The organism is Pseudomonas sp. UBA6699 (assembly GCF_002454615.1).
Taxonomy (GTDB): Bacteria; Pseudomonadota; Gammaproteobacteria; order Pseudomonadales; family Pseudomonadaceae; genus Aquipseudomonas; species Aquipseudomonas juntendi.
The window spans coordinates 1-16,816 of record NZ_DKJF01000111.1; the positions used below are offsets into that span (position 1 = coordinate 1).

17 protein-coding genes are annotated in these 16,816 nt (G+C 63.3%); 8 read left to right on the forward strand and 9 right to left on the reverse strand.

What is annotated here, in order from left to right; all coding sequences use genetic code 11:
• Window positions 1-52: 52 nt before the first annotated feature.
• Genes B3361_RS21210 through def form a run of 5 tightly spaced genes read right to left on the reverse strand, consistent with a single transcriptional unit; the run spans window position 53 to window position 4,577 of the window.
• Entirely contained in the window at window positions 53-361 is a 309-nt protein-coding gene (locus B3361_RS21210; protein WP_054906109.1) for a tetratricopeptide repeat protein, read from the reverse strand.
• 11 nt (window positions 362-372) lie between these two features.
• Complete coding sequence (trkA, locus tag B3361_RS21215) at window positions 373-1,746, reverse strand: Trk system potassium transporter TrkA (protein ID WP_009682347.1); 1,374 nt, start codon at window positions 1,744-1,746, stop codon at window positions 373-375.
• 24 nt (window positions 1,747-1,770) lie between these two features.
• Complete coding sequence (rsmB, locus tag B3361_RS21220) at window positions 1,771-3,081, reverse strand: 16S rRNA (cytosine(967)-C(5))-methyltransferase RsmB (protein WP_054906110.1); 1,311 nt, start codon at window positions 3,079-3,081, stop codon at window positions 1,771-1,773.
• Window positions 3,078-4,010 (reverse strand): methionyl-tRNA formyltransferase, encoded by a 933-nt coding sequence (gene fmt, locus B3361_RS21225; RefSeq protein ID WP_054906111.1) that lies wholly within the window; start codon window positions 4,008-4,010, stop codon window positions 3,078-3,080. Before fmt ends, rsmB begins: the two co-directional genes overlap by 4 nt.
• Before the next feature lie 60 nt (window positions 4,011-4,070).
• Window positions 4,071-4,577, reverse strand: coding sequence for a peptide deformylase (gene def / locus B3361_RS21230; protein WP_009682343.1), 507 nt, complete (start codon window positions 4,575-4,577; stop codon window positions 4,071-4,073).
• 207 nt (window positions 4,578-4,784) lie between these two features.
• Between def and dprA the strand changes: the two genes are divergently transcribed.
• The 4 genes from dprA (at window position 4,785) to B3361_RS21250 (ending at window position 7,995) form a co-directional block, all read left to right on the forward strand.
• The gene (dprA, locus tag B3361_RS21235) at window positions 4,785-5,882 is read left to right on the forward strand and encodes a DNA-processing protein DprA (protein ID WP_054906112.1); all 1,098 of its coding nucleotides are present in this window, start codon (window positions 4,785-4,787) and stop codon (window positions 5,880-5,882) included.
• A 41-nt stretch (window positions 5,883-5,923) separates the two neighbouring features.
• Window positions 5,924-6,481 (forward strand): L-threonylcarbamoyladenylate synthase, encoded by a 558-nt coding sequence (locus B3361_RS21240; RefSeq protein WP_054906113.1) that lies wholly within the window; start codon window positions 5,924-5,926, stop codon window positions 6,479-6,481.
• Between the two features lie 275 nt (window positions 6,482-6,756).
• Window positions 6,757-7,200, forward strand: a complete 444-nt coding sequence (locus B3361_RS21245; RefSeq protein ID WP_054906114.1) for a hypothetical protein — start codon at window positions 6,757-6,759, stop codon at window positions 7,198-7,200.
• A gap of 480 nt (window positions 7,201-7,680) precedes the next feature.
• Entirely contained in the window at window positions 7,681-7,995 is a 315-nt protein-coding gene (locus tag B3361_RS21250; protein ID WP_054906115.1) for a hypothetical protein, read from the forward strand.
• Between the two features lie 127 nt (window positions 7,996-8,122).
• Here the strand turns inward: B3361_RS21250 and B3361_RS21255 are convergent, their stop codons facing one another.
• Window positions 8,123-9,100: an NADPH:quinone reductase gene (locus B3361_RS21255; RefSeq protein WP_054906116.1), complete on the reverse strand. Its 978-nt coding sequence runs from the start codon at window positions 9,098-9,100 to the stop codon at window positions 8,123-8,125.
• Window positions 9,101-9,234: 134 nt separating this feature from the next.
• On the opposite strand from B3361_RS21255, the gene hemF reads away from it, so the two are divergent.
• The gene (gene hemF / locus B3361_RS21260; protein WP_054906117.1) at window positions 9,235-10,146 is read left to right on the forward strand and encodes an oxygen-dependent coproporphyrinogen oxidase; all 912 of its coding nucleotides are present in this window, start codon (window positions 9,235-9,237) and stop codon (window positions 10,144-10,146) included.
• Between the two features lie 25 nt (window positions 10,147-10,171).
• Complete coding sequence (gene aroE, locus B3361_RS21265; RefSeq protein WP_009682335.1) at window positions 10,172-10,996, forward strand: shikimate dehydrogenase; 825 nt, start codon at window positions 10,172-10,174, stop codon at window positions 10,994-10,996.
• Between the two features lie 99 nt (window positions 10,997-11,095).
• Here the strand turns inward: aroE and B3361_RS21270 are convergent, their stop codons facing one another.
• The 3 genes from B3361_RS21270 to betC all read right to left on the reverse strand — a co-directional run bounded on the left by B3361_RS21270 (window position 11,096) and on the right by betC (window position 15,208).
• On the reverse strand, window positions 11,096-12,661 hold the full coding sequence (locus B3361_RS21270) for a SulP family inorganic anion transporter (RefSeq protein WP_054906119.1): 1,566 nt from the start codon (window positions 12,659-12,661) through the stop codon (window positions 11,096-11,098).
• Window positions 12,662-12,748: 87 nt separating this feature from the next.
• Window positions 12,749-13,678, reverse strand: coding sequence for a choline ABC transporter substrate-binding protein (choX, locus tag B3361_RS21275; RefSeq protein ID WP_054906120.1), 930 nt, complete (start codon window positions 13,676-13,678; stop codon window positions 12,749-12,751).
• A 12-nt stretch (window positions 13,679-13,690) separates the two neighbouring features.
• Window positions 13,691-15,208: a choline-sulfatase gene (betC, locus tag B3361_RS21280; protein WP_009682332.1), complete on the reverse strand. Its 1,518-nt coding sequence runs from the start codon at window positions 15,206-15,208 to the stop codon at window positions 13,691-13,693.
• A gap of 108 nt (window positions 15,209-15,316) precedes the next feature.
• Between betC and B3361_RS21285 the strand changes: the two genes are divergently transcribed.
• On the forward strand, window positions 15,317-16,216 hold the full coding sequence (locus B3361_RS21285; RefSeq protein WP_009682331.1) for a choline sulfate utilization transcriptional regulator: 900 nt from the start codon (window positions 15,317-15,319) through the stop codon (window positions 16,214-16,216).
• Between the two features lie 48 nt (window positions 16,217-16,264).
• A complete protein-coding gene (locus B3361_RS21290) occupies window positions 16,265-16,597 on the forward strand; it encodes a DOPA 4,5-dioxygenase family protein (protein ID WP_009682330.1) in 333 nt (110 codons plus the stop codon).
• The last annotated feature ends 219 nt before the right edge of the window (window positions 16,598-16,816 follow it).

Sequence of the window (16,816 nt, forward strand, 5' to 3'; positions counted from 1 at the left end):
AACCATACAAGCTGGCTTGCCTGCGATGGGCTGCAAAGCAGCCCCGGCTATCTCAAGCCTTGTTCAGCTTCTTGAGAAAAACGGTCATCTCTTTCTCGGCCTGCTTGTCCCCGTGGGCCTGTGCCGCCACGATCCCATCCTCCCAGGCCTTGCGCGCCGCTGGCAGGTCACCCTGCAACAGGCAGGCCTTGCCCAGCAGCTTCCAGGCTGCCGAGTACTTCGGGTCCTGCTCTACACAGCGCGCCAGGTGCACCGCAGCTTCTGCACCGTTACCTTCATCCAGCCAGGCCTTGCCCAGCCCGAAACGCAGCAACGGGTTATCCACACCCTTGGCCAGCATCTTCTCCAGCGACTCGCGCATGCCCTTTGCTCCTAGAAGAAACTCAAGCCGACGTGGAACAGCTTCTCCACATCGCGAATGTGCTTTTTATCCACAACGAACAGGATCACATGGTCACCCGATTCGATCAGGGTGTTGTCGTGGGCAATCATGACCTCTTCGGCACGGATGATCGCGCCGATGGTGGTACCCGGTGGCAGGTTGATGTCCGCTATCGCCTTGCCAACGACCTTGCTCGACTTGGCATCGCCATGGGCCACCGCCTCGATCGCTTCGGCTGCGCCACGGCGCAGCGAGTGCACGCTGACAATGTCGCCCCGGCGCACGTGGGCCAGCAGGGTGCCGATGGTCGCCAGCTGCGGGCTGATGGCAATGTCGATCTCACCCCCCTGCACCAGGTCGACGTAGGCTGGGTTGTTGATGATGGTCATCACCTTGCCTGCACCCAGGCGCTTGGCCAGCAGCGACGACATGATGTTGGCTTCGTCATCGTTGGTCAGGGCCAGGAAGATATCGGCGTCGGCGATGTTTTCTTCCAGCATCAGGTCCCTGTCCGAGGCGCTGCCCTGCAACACCACGGTGCTGTCTAGCGTATCGGACAGGTGCCGGCAGCGAGCTGGGCTCATCTCGATGATCTTCACCTGATAGCGGCTTTCGATGGCTTCGGCCAGGCGCTCGCCAATTTGGCCTCCACCGGCAATGACGATGCGCTTGTTGGTCTGGTCGATACGACGCAACTCGCCCATCACTGCCCGGATGTCTTTTTTCGCGGCAATGAAGAACACCTCGTCATCGGCTTCGATCACCGTGTCGCCACGCGGGGTGATTGGCCGGTCGCGGCGGAAAATGGCGGCCACACGGGTATCCACGTTAGGCATGTGCGCGCGGATCTGGCGCAGTTGCTGGCCCACCAGCGGCCCGCCGTAGTAAGCCTTCACGGCCACCAGCTGCGCCTTGCCTTCGGCGAAGTCGATCACCTGCAGCGACCCTGGGTGTTCGATCAGGCGCCTGATGTAGTTGGTCACCACCTGCTCGGGGCTGATCAGCACGTCGACCGGGATGTGGTCATTGTCGAACAGCTCTTCACGGGTCAGGTAGGCCGACTCGCGTACCCGGGCAATCTTGGTCGGGGTGTGGAACAGCGAATAGGCCACCTGGCAGGCAACCATATTGGTTTCGTCGCTGTTGGTTACCGCCACCAGCATGTCGGCGTCGTCGGCACCGGCCTGGCGCAGCACCGTCGGCAGCGAGCCGCGGCCTTGCACGGTGCGGATGTCCAGGCGGTCGCCCAGGTCGCGCAGGCGGTCGCCGTCGGTATCGACCACGGTAATGTCGTTGGCCTCGCTGGCCAGGTGCTCTGCCAGCGTACCGCCCACTTGCCCTGCGCCGAGGATGATGATTTTCATCCGCTACTCCCTACCCTTTTGTGCTTACCCGCGCGAGGCGGCGATCTTGATCAGCTTGGCATAGTAGAACCCGTCGTGGCCGCCTTCCTGGGCCAGCAACTGGCGGCCGTGCGGCTGGCGCAGGCCGGCCTCGGTGGCCAGGTCCAGCTCCCGCGCGCCGGGGGTGCGGGCGAGGAACGCCTCGACCACTTGCGTGTTCTCGGTCGGCAGGCTGGAGCAAGTGGCATACAGCAGCATGCCGCCCACTTCCAGTGTCGGCCACAGGGCATCGAGCAGTTCACCTTGCAGGGCGGCCAGGGCCGGAATGTCGTCGGCCTGGCGGGTCAGCTTGATATCCGGGTGGCGGCGGATCACACCAGTGGCCGAGCAGGGGGCGTCCAGCAAGATGCGCTGGAACGGTTTGCCGTCCCACCAGCTGGCAGTGTCGCGGGCGTCGCAGGCGATCAGCTCGGCATCGAGCTGCAGGCGGTCGAGGTTCTCGCGCACGCGGTTCAGGCGCTTGGCCTCAAGGTCGATGGCTGTCAGGTGAGCCAGGCCTGGTTCGGCTTCCAGCAGGTGGCAGGTTTTGCCGCCGGGCGCGCAACAGGCGTCGAGCACGCGTTGGCCGGCGGCCAGCTCCAGCAAGTCAGCGGACAGCTGCGCGGCTTCGTCCTGCACACTCACCCAGCCCTCGGCGAAGCCTGGCAGGCCACGTACGTCGCAGGCTTCGGCCAGCACGATGCCATCGCGGCTGTAGTGGCAGGCGCTGGCGGCAACGCCCGCGTCGGTTAGCAGGCCCAGGTAGGCATCACGGCTGTGATGACGGCGGTTGACCCGCAAGATCATCGGCGGGTGCGCATTGTTGGCGGCGCAAATGGCCTCCCACTGCTCTGGCCAGAAGGCCTTCAGCGCCTTTTGCAGCCAGCGCGGGTGGGCGGTGCGTACCACGGGGTCGCGCTCCATGCCGGCCAGCAGCGCTTCGCCTTCGCGCTGGGCGCGGCGCAGCACGGCATTGAGCAGGCCCTTGGCCCAGGGTTTCTTCAGTTTGTCGGCACAACCCACGGTCTCGCCAATTGCGGCGTGGGCCGGAATTCGGGTGTAGAACAGCTGGTACAGGCCGACCAGCAGCAGCGCCTGCACATCGGCGTCTGCGGCTTTGAACGGCTTCTGCAGCAGCTGGGCAGCCAGCAGGTCGAGCCGGGGCTGCCAGCGGGCAGTGCCGAACGCCAGGTCCTGGGTCAGGCCGCGGTCGCGCTCATCGACCTTGTCCAGTTGTGCCGGCAGCGAGCTGTTCAATGAAGCCTTGCCGCTGAGTACTGCGGCAAGGGCACGGGCGGCGGCGAGGCGTGGGTTCATTGGCCAAGTACCTTGCCGGCGGCGAACTTCTCGCGGCGGCTGTTGAACAGGTCGTTGAAGCTCAGCGCCTTGCCACCGGGCAGTTGCAGGCGGGTCAGGCTCAGTGCCTGGTCACCACAGGCAACCACCAGGCCATCTTTACTGGCGGACAGGATCTCGCCCGGCTCACCTTTGCCTGCCGCCACGTTGGCTGCCAGCACCTTCACGCTCTCGCCATCGAGGGTGCTGTGGCACACCGGCCAAGGGTTGAAGGCACGGATCAGGCGCTCCAGTTCGACGGCCGGGCGGCACCAGTCCAGGCGCGCTTCGTCCTTGTTCAGCTTGTGTGCATAAGTGGCCAGGGCATCGTTTTGCACCTCGCCTTGCAGCGACCCGTCGGCCAGGCCGGCGATGGCCTGCACGACGGCGGGCGGGCCCATTTGCGCAAGGCGGTCATGCAGGCTACCGCCGGTGTCCTCGGCGCTGATCGGGGTGGTTACCTTGAGCAGCATCGGGCCGGTATCCAGGCCGGCTTCCATGCGCATCACGGTGACACCGCTTTCGGTATCGCCGGCTTCCACGGCACGCTGGATCGGCGCTGCACCGCGCCAGCGCGGCAGCAAGGAGGCGTGGCTGTTGATGCAGCCCAGGCGGGGGATATCCAGCACCGCCTGCGGCAGAATCAGGCCGTAGGCAACCACGACCATCAAGTCTGGCTGCAGTGCGGCAAGTTCAGCTTGCGCCTCGGCGTTGCGCAGGGTTTGCGGCTGCAGTACCGGGATGCCATGGGCCACGGCCAGCGCCTTGACCGCACTGGGCATCAGCTTCTGGCCACGGCCGGCAGGGCGGTCAGGCTGGGTGTAGACGGCCACGATCTCGTAAGGGCTGTCGAGCAGGGCCTTGAGGTGTTCGGCAGCAAACTCTGGGGTGCCTGCAAAGACGATGCGCATGGAGTTCTCGCTTCAAAAAAGAAAAAGGCTTGCCGGAGCAAGCCTTCTGGAAGGTGGGGATCAGGCTTGCTGGCGGTGCTGCTTTTCCAGTTTCTTCTTGATCCGGTCGCGTTTGAGCTGCGACAGATAGTCGACGAACAGCTTGCCGTTGAGGTGATCGAATTCGTGCTGCACGCAGACCGCCAGCAAGCCTTCGCACTCCAGCTCGAACGGCTTGCCGTCGCGGTCCTGGGCTTTAACCCGTACCCGCAGCGGGCGGTCGACGTTCTCGTAGAAGCCCGGCACCGACAGGCAACCTTCCTGGTACTGGCCCATGTCGTCGGTCAGCTCTTCGACCGTAGGGTTGATGAAGACCCGCGGTTCGCTGCGGTCTTCGCTGAGGTCCATCACCACGACCTGCTGGTGCACGTTGACCTGGGTCGCGGCCAGGCCGATGCCGGGGGCTTCGTACATGGTTTCAAACATGTCGTCGATCAGCTGACGCAGGGCGTCGTCGAACACCGTCACCGGCTTGGCGATGGTGCGCAGGCGCGGGTCGGGGAATTCGAGAATGTTCAAGATGGCCATAAGGTCAGGCAGTCACTGTGCGTTTGGTTGAAAACTGAGCACACATAATAAAGGCAAACGTGGATTTCAGCACCTGTGAAAGCTCGTCTAGGGTTTTCAGGGCCTGCTTGTCGGCTATTCGATAGACAGGTTGTCAAACCGTTATCAACACAGTTATCCACAGCTTGTGCCACGCCGATGGCCCTTTTCAGATCAAGGATGATCCCCATGTCGAATCACCATTCGTCGCCTGTTGCGCCGGCTGAACTGGAGGCGCGGCTGCGTCTGCACCGCTTGCCGGACACCGGCCTGCGGCGTTTCTGCACGTTGCTGGAGGCGTTTGGCAGCGCATCTTCTGCCCTGTGCGCACCCGCCGGCGCCTGGCGCGCGTTGGGCATTCCCCAGGCAGCAATCGACGCGCGGCGCAGTGCCGAAGTGCGCGACGGAGCGCTGGCGGCGATGGCCTGGCTAGAGCAGCCGGGCCAGCATTTACTGATGTTTGACGGCCCTGGTTACCCGCCGCTGCTGGGGGAAATCGATGACGCTCCGCCATTGCTGTTTGTCGCCGGCGACCCTGCCCTGCTCGAGCGCCCGCAGCTGGCAATTGTGGGAAGCAGGCGCGCTTCACCGCCAGCCCTCGATACCGCCGCGGCGTTTTCCCGTTACCTGGCCCAGGCCGGCTTCACGATTACCAGCGGGCTGGCGGTGGGTATCGACGGCGCCGCTCATCGGGCCGCAATACAGGCCGGTGGGGGTACGATCGCGGTGCTCGGCACAGGGCTGCAAAAACTTTATCCACAGCGGCACACCGCGCTTGCGCAGGCGATTATCGACAGCGGCGGCGCGCTGGTTTCCGAGTACCCGCTGGATGCCGGGCCGCAGCCCAGCAACTTCCCCCGGCGTAACCGCATCATCAGTGGCTTGTCGCTGGGCGTGTTGGTGGTCGAGGCCAGCCTGGCCAGTGGTTCGCTGATCACGGCGCGGCTGGCGGCAGAACAAGGCCGCGAGGTGTATGCCATTCCGGGCTCCATCCACCACCCTGGGGCCAAGGGCTGCCACCAGTTGATTCGCGACGGCGCGCTGCTGGTTGAAACCGTGGAGCAGATCATGGAAAGCCTGCAGGGCTGGCAGAACCTGCCACCTGCGGTTGTGGACAAGTTCGACCACCCACTGCTGGCCTTGCTGCACGCGGCGCCCCAGACCAGCGAAAGCCTGGCCCATTGCAGCGAGTTGCCACTGGCCGAAGTGCTTGCGCAATTGACCGAGCTGGAACTGGAGGGGCGGGTCAGCAATGAAGCCGGGCGTTGGTTTGCCCGCGCGGGCTAAGTACACTGCGCACAGGCAAGTTCATAGGCGGAGTAACAGCAATGGTAAGCAGTTTTCGTGTGCAACAAGCCGCACGTGAGATCCGGGCGGGCGCAGTAATCGCCTACCCAACGGAAGCGGTCTGGGGCCTGGGCTGCGACCCCTGGAACGAGGACGCGGTGTACCGCCTGCTGGCGCTGAAGTCGCGACCTGTGGATAAAGGCCTGATCCTGGTCGCCGACACTATCCGCCAGTTCGACTTTTTGTTCGAAGATTTCCCCGAGGACTGGATCGACCGTATGGGCAGCACCTGGCCGGGGCCCAATACCTGGCTGGTGCCGCACCAGGACCTGTTGCCGGAGTGGGTGACCGGGCAGCATGACACCGTAGCGCTGCGGGTCAGTGACCACCCGGTGGTGCGCGAACTGTGCGCGCTGGTGGGGCCGTTGATTTCCACCTCGTGCAACCCCGGCGGGCGCCCGGCGGCGAAGACCCGGTTGCGGGTGGAGCAGTACTTCCATGGCCAGCTGGACCTGGTGCTGGGTGGCGCGCTGGGGGGGCGGAAGAATCCGAGCGTGATTCGCAACCTGGCTACCGGTGAGGTTGTTCGGCCGGGTTGATACCGCTGGCGAGGGCTTCGCCCTCGTTTCGCGACACAAGGCCGCTCCTACAAGTACAGCGCAGCTTTCAGCCCTGGCGCTATGCCTGTAGGAGCGGCCTTGTGTCGCGAAAGGGCCGCAAAGCGGCCACACTAATCGTCAGACCTATTTCTGATTTGCCCGATCTTGCCAATTGGGAAGCTTCCTACTGTCTCAGTCCTAAGTCATCACCTTCCATGCTGGAACCCCTGCCTCTAGCCTGCTCACGTCGCAATTCGGCGGGAGCATCCGAAGCAATGCCGCTATTCAAAAATGCCGAATATCTGATAAGGGCGAATCTGCAGCAGCTTGCGTCCAACAACCGGGTTAGATCGGTGGAAATAGGCAGGTTTACCGCAGATCAATTTGAAGCGATAAACAGGCAGAAAGAAGCGCAGGAACTACCGCTGCTTGAGGATCCGGGCATCGTATTCATCGGTAGCCATGCCTACAGAAGCCGGGTGATTCGAGATGGCTCCACCATTGATGACATGGTTTTGCAAATCGAGGCAGCACTGGCGGCGACATCAATCTGGAAAAACGCCACGCGCATGACCGCTCTTCGCAGCACGATTGGTCGTGACGATGGCTATGGCAATGAAGTTTTTGATGAGGCGATTTTTGAACTGACGGCTCGCAAGCCCAAGGCAGAGCTGTATTCGATTATCCCTAAAGGGGATAGAAACAAGCCCAAAAAATAAAGGCCGCTTGAGCGGCCTGAATGGTAAGGATGTACTCGCCCGGATAACTTGAAACTCAACCGGCGCACCAGCACAACCTCAGGAGCAAAGGCTACGCCTCCGAGCATTCATGGTCAAGCGGCGCCCCTCACCCTCCCCGCGGCGCAGCGCTCGATGCTGGTGCGCGATTGCAGTCAGGGTTTTCTGATTGTTGCCAAAATGGCTGTCCAGCTCGCGGCTTGGGAAATATCCTACGACCCGCGTCCTCTGCCATCACCTTCTCAGTGGGAACCTCTGCCCTTAGGCTTCAACCGTCGCCGAATAACTTGGCGATCGGGTGTGGTAACCCGGATGTGCTTGGGGCGTCACAGCTATGGCAGCTGTGCGCGGGAGGCTTCGTGCCTGCCGGGAGCGCCTCCAGCCCGGTTTACCACCTCGCGTACAGCTGCCGCCTAAACCGTGTGGTAACGGCTTGGCGCCTGCTCATGCCTGGAGCAAGCCATGAAAAAAATAGTGCCCGATCCACCCCTACCCTGCACCTCCACTCGCCCGTTCGGCCGCTGCGACGCCGGCCATGACCCGCTCTTCACCGTCAACCCGAACATTTCCGCCGAGGACGCTCTGGTCCACGTAGCCCTGTACCTGCGCAGCGCCTACGAAACCGGCTACAAAGCTCTGGACTACATGCGCGAAGAGGGCCGTGGCATGTTCTGGTCGAACCTGCATGCGATTGAAATGGCAGAGGGGGTGGTCGAGGCAATCCTCGATGGGATCGAGTCGACCCCGCCACCGACGAACCGACCCTCACAGCCATAGCGCAGCTTGCAGAGCCGACGCAGCACCTGTGGGAGCGGGCGCGCCCGCGAACACCGGCAAAGCCGGTGCCATCCACCGCGGTGGCTTCTTCGCGGGCATGCCCGCTCCCACAGGGAACGTGTGTGGCTCAGGGAATGAGTACTGTCGACCCTACAGTCCGCCGCGCCGACAGCTCTGCCTGCGCCTTGGCCGCCTCACTCAGCGGGTACCGCTGCTGGATATCCACAACCAGCTTGCCACTGCCAATCATCGCAAACAGGTCATCGGCCATGGCCTGGGTGTTTTCGGCATTGTTGGCATAGGTCGCCAAGGTCGGCCGGGTCACATACAGCGAACCCTTCTGCGCCAGAATCCCCAGGTTCACCCCGCTGACCGCACCCGAGGCATTACCGAAGCTCACCATCAGCCCGCGCGGTTGCAGGCAGTCCAGCGATGTCAGCCAGGTATCGGCGCCAACGCCGTCGTACACCACCGGGCATTTCTTGCCGTCGGTCAGCTCCAGCACCCGCTTGGCCACGTCTTCATGGCTGTAGTCGATAGTCGCCCATGCGCCCAGCGCTTTGGCCCGCTCCGCCTTCTCGGCAGAACTCACAGTGCCGATCAGCTTGGCACCCAACGCTTTCACCCATTGGCACGCCAGCGAACCCACGCCACCGGCGGCCGCATGGAACAGGACCACGTCACCCGCCTTCACCTGGTAGGTTTGCTTCAGCAGGTACTGCACGGTCAACCCCTTGAGCATCACCGCCGCTGCCTGCTCGAAGCTGATGTTGTCGGGCAGCTTGACCAGGTTGGCCTCCGGCAGCGTGTGAACCTCGCTGTATGCGCCCAGCGGGCCGCCGGCATGGGCCACGCGGTCACCCACCTTCAGCCGGGTCACGCCTTCGCCCACGGCCTCGACCACACCGGCCGCTTCGGTGCCCAGCCCCGAAGGCAGTGATGGCGGTGCATACAGCCCGCTGCGGAAATAGGTGTCGATGAAGTTCAGGCCGATCGCATGGTTGCGCACGCGCACCTGCTGGGGCCCCGGCGGGGCGGGTTCGAATTCCACAAACTGCAGCACTTCGGGGCCGCCATGCTGGCTGAACTGGATACGCTTGGCCATCTCGTACTCCTGTAGTCGGGATCGGGAAAGGCCTTCTATCGGACGCCTTTGCTTGATCGCCGTCAACTGCGGCGCGCGCGCTGGCGGTGTTATGCTACGCGGCGAATTCTTCCCTGCCCGTTCCTGGTGACCCGATGACTAGCCGCACCGAGGCCGTGAAAGCCTACCTGCTCGACCTGCAAGACCGCATCTGCTCTGCCCTCGAAAACGAAGACGGCGGTGCCCGCTTCGTCGAGGATGCCTGGGTGCGCGAAGCCGGTGGCGGGGGGCGTACGCGGGTGATCGGCGAGGGCAAGCTGATCGAGAAAGGTGGGGTCAACTTCTCCCACGTGTTCGGCGCCGGCCTGCCGCCGTCGGCCAGCGCCCACCGCCCGGAGCTGGCGGGCCGGGGCTTCGAGGCCTTGGGCGTGTCGCTGGTGATTCACCCGTACAACCCGCATGTGCCCACCTCGCACGCCAATGTGCGGTTCTTCATTGCCGAGAAGGAAGGCGAAGAGGCGGTGTGGTGGTTCGGTGGCGGTTTCGACCTGACCCCATACTACGGCGTCGAGGAAGACTGCATTCACTGGCACCGCGTGGCCGAGCAGGCATGTGCACCCTTCGGTGCCGATGTGTACCCGCGCTACAAGGCCTGGTGCGACCGCTACTTCCACCTCAAGCACCGTGGCGAGCCACGCGGCATTGGCGGGCTGTTCTTCGACGACCTGAACGAGTGGGGCTTCGACACTTGCTTCGCCTTCATCCGTGCCATTGGCGATGCCTATGTCGACGCCTACCTGCCGATCATCCAGCGCCGCAAGCACACCCCCTATACCCCGCAGCAGCGTGAGTTCCAGGAATACCGCCGCGGCCGCTACGTGGAGTTCAACCTGGTCTACGACCGCGGCACGCTGTTCGGCCTGCAGTCGGGCGGGCGCACCGAGTCCATTCTCATGTCGCTGCCGCCACAGGTGCGCTGGGGCTATGACTGGAAGCCGGCACCGGGCAGCGAAGAAGCGCGCCTGACCGACTACTTCCTGCAAGACCGCGACTGGCTTGGCCAGTAAGCCTGTGGATAACCAAGGAGCCGCCATGGACCAGTACGTCGTTTTTGGTAACCCCATCGGCCACAGCAAGTCGCCGCTGATTCACCGCCTGTTTGCCGAGCAGACCGGCCAGGACCTGGAATACGCCACCCTGCTGGCGCCGCTGGATGAGTTCAGCGACTGCGCACGCGGCTTCTTCAAGCAAGGCAGCGGCGGCAATGTCACCGTGCCGTTCAAGGAAGAGGCCTACCGCCTGTGCGACAGCCTGACCCCGCGTGCCCAGCGCGCTGGCGCGGTGAACACACTGAGCAAGCTGGCTGACGGCACTTTGCAAGGTGACAACACCGATGGCGCCGGCCTGGTGCGTGACCTGACGGTGAATGCCGGGGTCGAACTGACGGGCAAGCGCATTTTGATTCTCGGTGCCGGTGGTGCAGTGCGTGGCGTGCTGGAGCCGATCCTGGCGCACAGGCCGCAATCGCTGGTGATCGCCAACCGTACCGTGGAAAAGGCCGAGCAGCTGGCGCGGGAGTTCGATGAACTGGGGCCGGTGGTGGCGAGTGGGTTTGCCTGGTTGCAGGAGCCGGTGGATGTGATCATCAACGCCACTTCAGCCAGTTTGGCCGGGGAGTTGCCGCCGATTGCCGACAGTTTGGTCGAGGCAGGGCGCACGGTTTGCTACGACATGATGTATGGCAAGGAACCTACGCCGTTTTGCCAGTGGGCGCAGAAGCTGGGCGCGGCCAAAGTGCTGGATGGGTTGGGGATGCTGGCTGAGCAGGCCGCTGAGGCGTTCTTTATCTGGCGTGGGGTACGGCCGGATACCGCTCCGGTGTTGGCTGAGTTGCGCCGGCAATTGGCTCGGGGCTGAAATTGCCGGGGCCGCGTTGGGTCGGCGTACACCCATCCCTTGTGGGAGCGGCCTTGCGTCGCGATGGGCTGCAAAGCAGCCCCAAATCTCAACTCAACCTCATTCCTCAAACCGGATCGGGCACAACTGCGCCCCTTCCAGCTTCTGCAATTCCTCGATCACCTGCGGCCTGGCCCGGTGCAAGGTCAGGCTCCCGCCCAGGCGCCGCAAGCGCCGTGCCTCGCGGTGCAACATGTCTACACCCGAGTAGTCGATGAAATTCACCTGCCGCGCATCGATCACCACATGCGGGCCTTGGCACAGCTGCAAATGTACTTGCAGGTAGTGCGCCGCGCCAAAGAAGATCGAGCCACCTACCCGCAGCACATCCGCTTCACCTTCGCGGCTTTGCTGCACCCGTGGCCGTGATGTGCGTTTGAGGTAGAAGAACAGCGACGCCAGCACCCCGGCATAGATCGCCGTCTGCAACTCCAGCAGCAAGGTTGCCGCCGCCGTCAGCGCCATTACCAGGAACTCCGAACGGCTGACCCGGAACAGCGCGCGGATGGCTTGGCGGTCCACCAGCCCCCAGCAGATCAACAGAATGCTGCCGGCCATGGCGGGGATCGGCAACTGTGCGATCAAGCCAGCACCGGTGATGGCGAACAGCGCCACCCATAGCGCCGAAAACACCCCGGCCATGGGGGAGCGGGCACCTGCTTCGTAGCTCAGGCCCGAACGGGTGAAGGAGCCAGCAGACAGGTAACCCGAGAAGAACGCGCCAACGATGTTCGACACGCCCTGGGCGCGAATTTCCTGATCAGGGTCGATCAGCTGTTCCGAGCGTGCCGACAACGACCGGGCAATCGACAGGCTGGTGACCAACCCCAGCATACCTACCGCCACGGCACTGGGCAGCAGGCGCAGAATCAGCTCCACGTCCAGCAAGGGCAGCGGGCTCAAGGGTGGAAGCTGGCCGGTGAATGCCGCGACCCTCGGCACATGGCCAAACCAGCCCGGCAGCAGCCAGGCCACCAGGCTCACCGCGATCAGGCTTATCAACAGGCTGGGCCAGCGCGGGCGCCAGAGTTTGAGCGCCACACCGATAACCACGGTGGCCAGGCCCAACAGCAAGGATGGCACATTGATTTCGCCGGCATGGCTGGCCAGGTCCTGTACGGTTTTCAGCGCCGTGGCCTGGCTGGGCAGGTCCATGCCCAGCAGGTTGGGCAATTGCCCCAGGGCAATGACGACCGCGGCGCCAAGGGTGAAGCCGAGCACTACGGAATGCGAGACGAAATTGACCAGCGCACCGAAGCGCAGCAGCCCCAGCAGCAGTTGAAAGACCCCGCCGAGGAAGGTGAGCAGCAGCACCAGCGTGATGTAGTCCGAACTCCCAGCCACGGCCAATGGGCTGATGCTGGCGTAGAGCACGATGGAGATGGCCGCGGTCGGGCCGCAGATCAGGTGCCAGGACGAACCCCACAGGCAGGCGATCAATACCGGCACGATGGCGGCGTACAGGCCGTATTCGGCAGGCAGGCCGGCGATCAGGGCATAGGCGATGGACTGCGGCAGCGCGAGGATGGCACCGCCCAGGCCCACCAGCAGGTCCTGGCGCAGGCTGCGGACCGATTGGCGCGGGAGCCAGGCGAGGAATGGCAGCAGGTGGATGATACGATGCATGGGTTATCCACAATCCTTGATTAAATGCACCTGACCTGTGGGAGCGGGCATGCCCGCTCCCACAGGTCAGGTGCATTGCTGGTGAGTTCATAGTTTGGCTTTGACGGCCTCCAAGGCATCGCCATCGGCTTTGGTGGTGACCCCGGCCAACCACCCTTCCAGTAACTCGGGGTGCGTCTTGACCCAGGCCCTGGCCGCGTCGTCGAAGCTGATCTTCTTGTCCACAACCTGAGCCATGATGCTGTTTTCCATGTCCAGTGTGAACTTCAGGTTGCCTAGCAGCTTCGCCGCATTCGGGCAGGCTTGTGGATAACCCTTGCGCGTCAGGGTGTACACCTGGCCTTTGCTACCGAACCATTTTTCCCCGCCCGTGAGGTAGTGCATCTTCAGCTTCACATTCATCGGATGTGGCGTCCAGCCTAGGAAAGTGATGAATTGCTGCTTCTTCACGGCGCGGTCGACCTGCGTCAACATCGCCTGCTCGCTGGATTCGACCAGTTTCCACTGGCCAAGGTCGAACTCATTGTTGTCGATGATTTGTTTGAGCAACAGGTTGGCCGGTGCGCCGGAACCGATGCCGTACAGCTTCTTGTCGAACTGGTCGGCGTGCTTGTGCAGGTCGGCGAAATCCTTGACCCCGGCATTCCAGACGTAGTCCGGCACGGCCAAGGTGAACTCGGTGCCTTCCAGGTTGCGCGACAACTGCTGCACATCCCCATTGGCGACGAACTTGTCATGAAAGCCCTGTTGCGCCGGCATCCAGTTGCCAAGGAAGGCATCCACACGGCCGTCCTTCAGGCCGCCGTAGATGATCGGCACCGCCAGGCTGTCGATCTTCACCTGGTAGCCCAGACTTTCCAGTAGCAGCCGGGCCACGGCGTTGGTCGTGGCTATGTCGCTCCAGCCAGGGTCGGCCATTTTTACCGTGCTGCATTGTGCATCGTCGTCGGCGGCGTGGGCCGGGGTGATACCCAGGCCCAAGGCCAGGGTGAGTACGGCGGCGGAAAACGTGTGCATGGCGGCCTCTTCTCAATCCAGGGGGGCGGGCTGTGGGTAACGTGCCTTGCGCTCGAGGTCGTCGAGATCAATGTGGTTACGCATGTACTGTTGGCTGGCATCTACCCATGGTTGATGGTCCCAGCTGTGCAGCTTGCCGGTAGCCAGCGCTTCGGCCACCAGGCGGCGACGGCGCTGGCTGGCCAGTACCTGCTGGCGCAAGCTGGGCATGTCCCAACGCTGTCGGGCTTCCTCGACGAACGCCTGCAGCAGCGCCTGGTGGTCCGGGCTGCTGGCGAGGTTCTCCCGCTCGTGCGGGTCGCGGTCAAGATCATAGAGTAGGCAAGGGTCGTCTTCGCCGTACACGAATTTGTAAGGCCCGCGGCGGATCATCATCAGCGGCCCGACAGTGCCTTCGGCCATGTATTCGCCGATCACTTCGTCGTGGCCGCCCTGCCCTTGCAGGTGGCCAAGCAGTGAGCGGCCATCCAGATGCAGGGTGTTATCCACAGCTCCGCCCGCCAATTCGACCAGGGTCGGTAACAGGTCACAGGTCGATACCGAGGCGCTGACACGGCTGGCGGCAAAGCGCTGCGGTGCATGAACCAACAGTGGCACCCGCGCCGACATTTCGAACCAGTGCATCTTGTACCAAAGGCCACGCTCGCCGAGCATGTCGCCGTGGTCGCCGGAGAACACGATCAGGGTGTCGTCGGCCAGGTCGCACTCTTGCAAGGTCTGCAACAGCTTGCCGATGTTGTCGTCGATGTAGCTGCAGGCGCCGAAATAGGCCCGGCGTGCATCGCGGATCTTGTCCACCGGTAGGGGTTTGTTCCACAGGTCATAGACCTTGAGCAGGCGCTGCGAATGCGGGTCCAGTTCTGCCTGGCTGAATTCGGTGCCGGGCATGGGGATATCCACACCCTCGTAGCGATCCCAGTAGTGCTTGGGAATGGTGTACGGATCGTGGGGGTGGGTCATCGACACGGTCAGGCAAAACGGCCGGCCGTCATTCTCGCGCACGTGGTCGTAGAGGTACTGGCGCGCCTTGAACACCACCTCCTCGTCGAAATCCAGCTGGTTGGTACGCACGCAGGGGCCTGCCTGCAGTACCGAGGACATGTTGTGGTACCAGCTTGGACGCACATCCGGCTCATCCCAGTTCACTGCCCAGCCATAATCGGCCGGGTAGATGTCGCTGGTCAGGCGTTCCTCGTAACCATGCAGCTGGTCCGGGCCGCAGAAATGCATCTTGCCCGACAGCGCCGTGCGGTAGCCCAGGCGGCGCAGGTAGTGGGCGTAGGTCGGCACGTCGGCGGGGAAATCGGCAGCATTGTCGTAGGCACCGATGCGGCTTGGGAGCTGGCCGCTGACCAGGGTGAAGCGCGACGGCGCGCATAGCGGGCTGTTGCAGTAGGCTGAATCGAACACCACGGCCTGCTCGGCCAGGCGGCTGAGGTGCGGCATCTGAATGGGTGAAGGCCCATAAATGGGCAGCAGGGGTGCGGCCATTTGGTCGGCCATGATGAACAGGATATTCGGGCGTGTCATGCTGGCTTCCATCGTTGAAGGTTATGCGAACCGCTTGCCTATCAAGATGCGACTGTGGATAACATGGGTAAAGCCCATGGCGGGCAATGACTGGGATTAGCCAAGCTTATGTTTGAGCGCTTTGCCGAACTGTCGCTGGATACGTTGCGGGTGTTCGAGGCCGCGGCCCGTTTGCGTGGCTTCACTGCGGCGGCCCTGGCGCTGGGCACCACCCAGCCTGCGGTAAGCCAGCAGGTAAAACGGCTGGAGGCGCAGTTGGGCACACGCCTGTTCGATCGGGTGTACCGCGGGATCGAACTCACCGAGGCCGGCCAGCTGTTGTTCGAGCATGTGCACCAAGGGTTGCAGGCCATGGACGAAGGTATTGCCCAGGTCAGTGGGCGCGGCCAGCGTGAAGTGCTGCAGGTGGCCACCGACTTCGCGTTCGCGGCGTTCTGGCTGATGCCGCGCCTGCAGCGCTTTCACGAGGCTTATCCACACGTGGATGTCAGCCTGGTGACCGGTGAGCGCAGCCAGGGCATGTTGCGCCCGGACATCGATGTGGCCGTACTGTTTGGTGATGGGCGCTTTCATCAGGGCGAAAGCCGCTGGTTGTTCGATGAGGAGGTTTTCCCAGTGTGCAGCCCCCGCCTGATTCATGGCAAACCCATGTCAGCCGTGGCTTTGCAGCGCTTGCCGTTGTTGCACCTCAAAGGTGAGCAGGCCAGCCGCTGGTTTGACTGGGCGGGTGTGTTTCGCGGGTTTGGCGTGGCCAGCCCACCGCCAGCCGGGCAACTGCGATTCGATAACTACACGCTGCTGATACAGGCGGCGATTGCCGGGCAAGGGGTGGCGATTGGCTGGGGGCACCTGGTGGATGGGCTGGTCGAGCAGGGTTTGCTCTGCCGGCCACTGGAGGGCAGCCTGCGCTCGGAACGCGGTTATTATGCGGTGTTGCCGCCGCGCAAACGCCGGGGCGCTTTGATCGAACGGTTCGTAGGTTGGTTGGAGCACGAGCGAAGCCGGTAAGGGTGAGTTCGGCGCAGAGTCACGCGGGTTTTGGGCCCAGGAGGTATCGTGCAGAGGATCAAGGGTTACCACGCCCACATTTACTATGATGCAGCGACCCTGGAGCAGGCTCGGGCGCTGTGTGAGGAAGCGGCGCGGCTGTTTCCCGTGAGCATGGGGCGCATGCACCAGAAACCGGTGGGCCCGCACCCGGACTGGAGCTGCCAGCTGGCTTTCGGTCCGGAAGTGGTGGGGGTGGTATTGCCTTGGTTGGCACTGCATCGCCAGGGTTTGGTGGTGTTCATGCACCCGCTGACCGGTGATGAACTGGCAGACCATCGGGACCATGCGATCTGGATGGGGGCAGTGAGGCCGTTGAACCTGTCGGTTTTTGGGGGCTGAACCTTCAGTGCTTGTGTTGTGCTCATCGCTGGCAAGCCAGCTCCCACGGGGATCGCATCAGGGCTGACAGGTGTTTGCCACAAGGTATGCAGCGCCTGTTAGAGCGAGCGCCGCCCGCGCGGCGCAATCGAGAGCTGCGCTCGATCCTAGTATGTTGTGACTGACCTGGCGGGAGAAGTTATTCTCGTCAGGCTGAAGAAGCCCTTCCGGGGAGGCCGA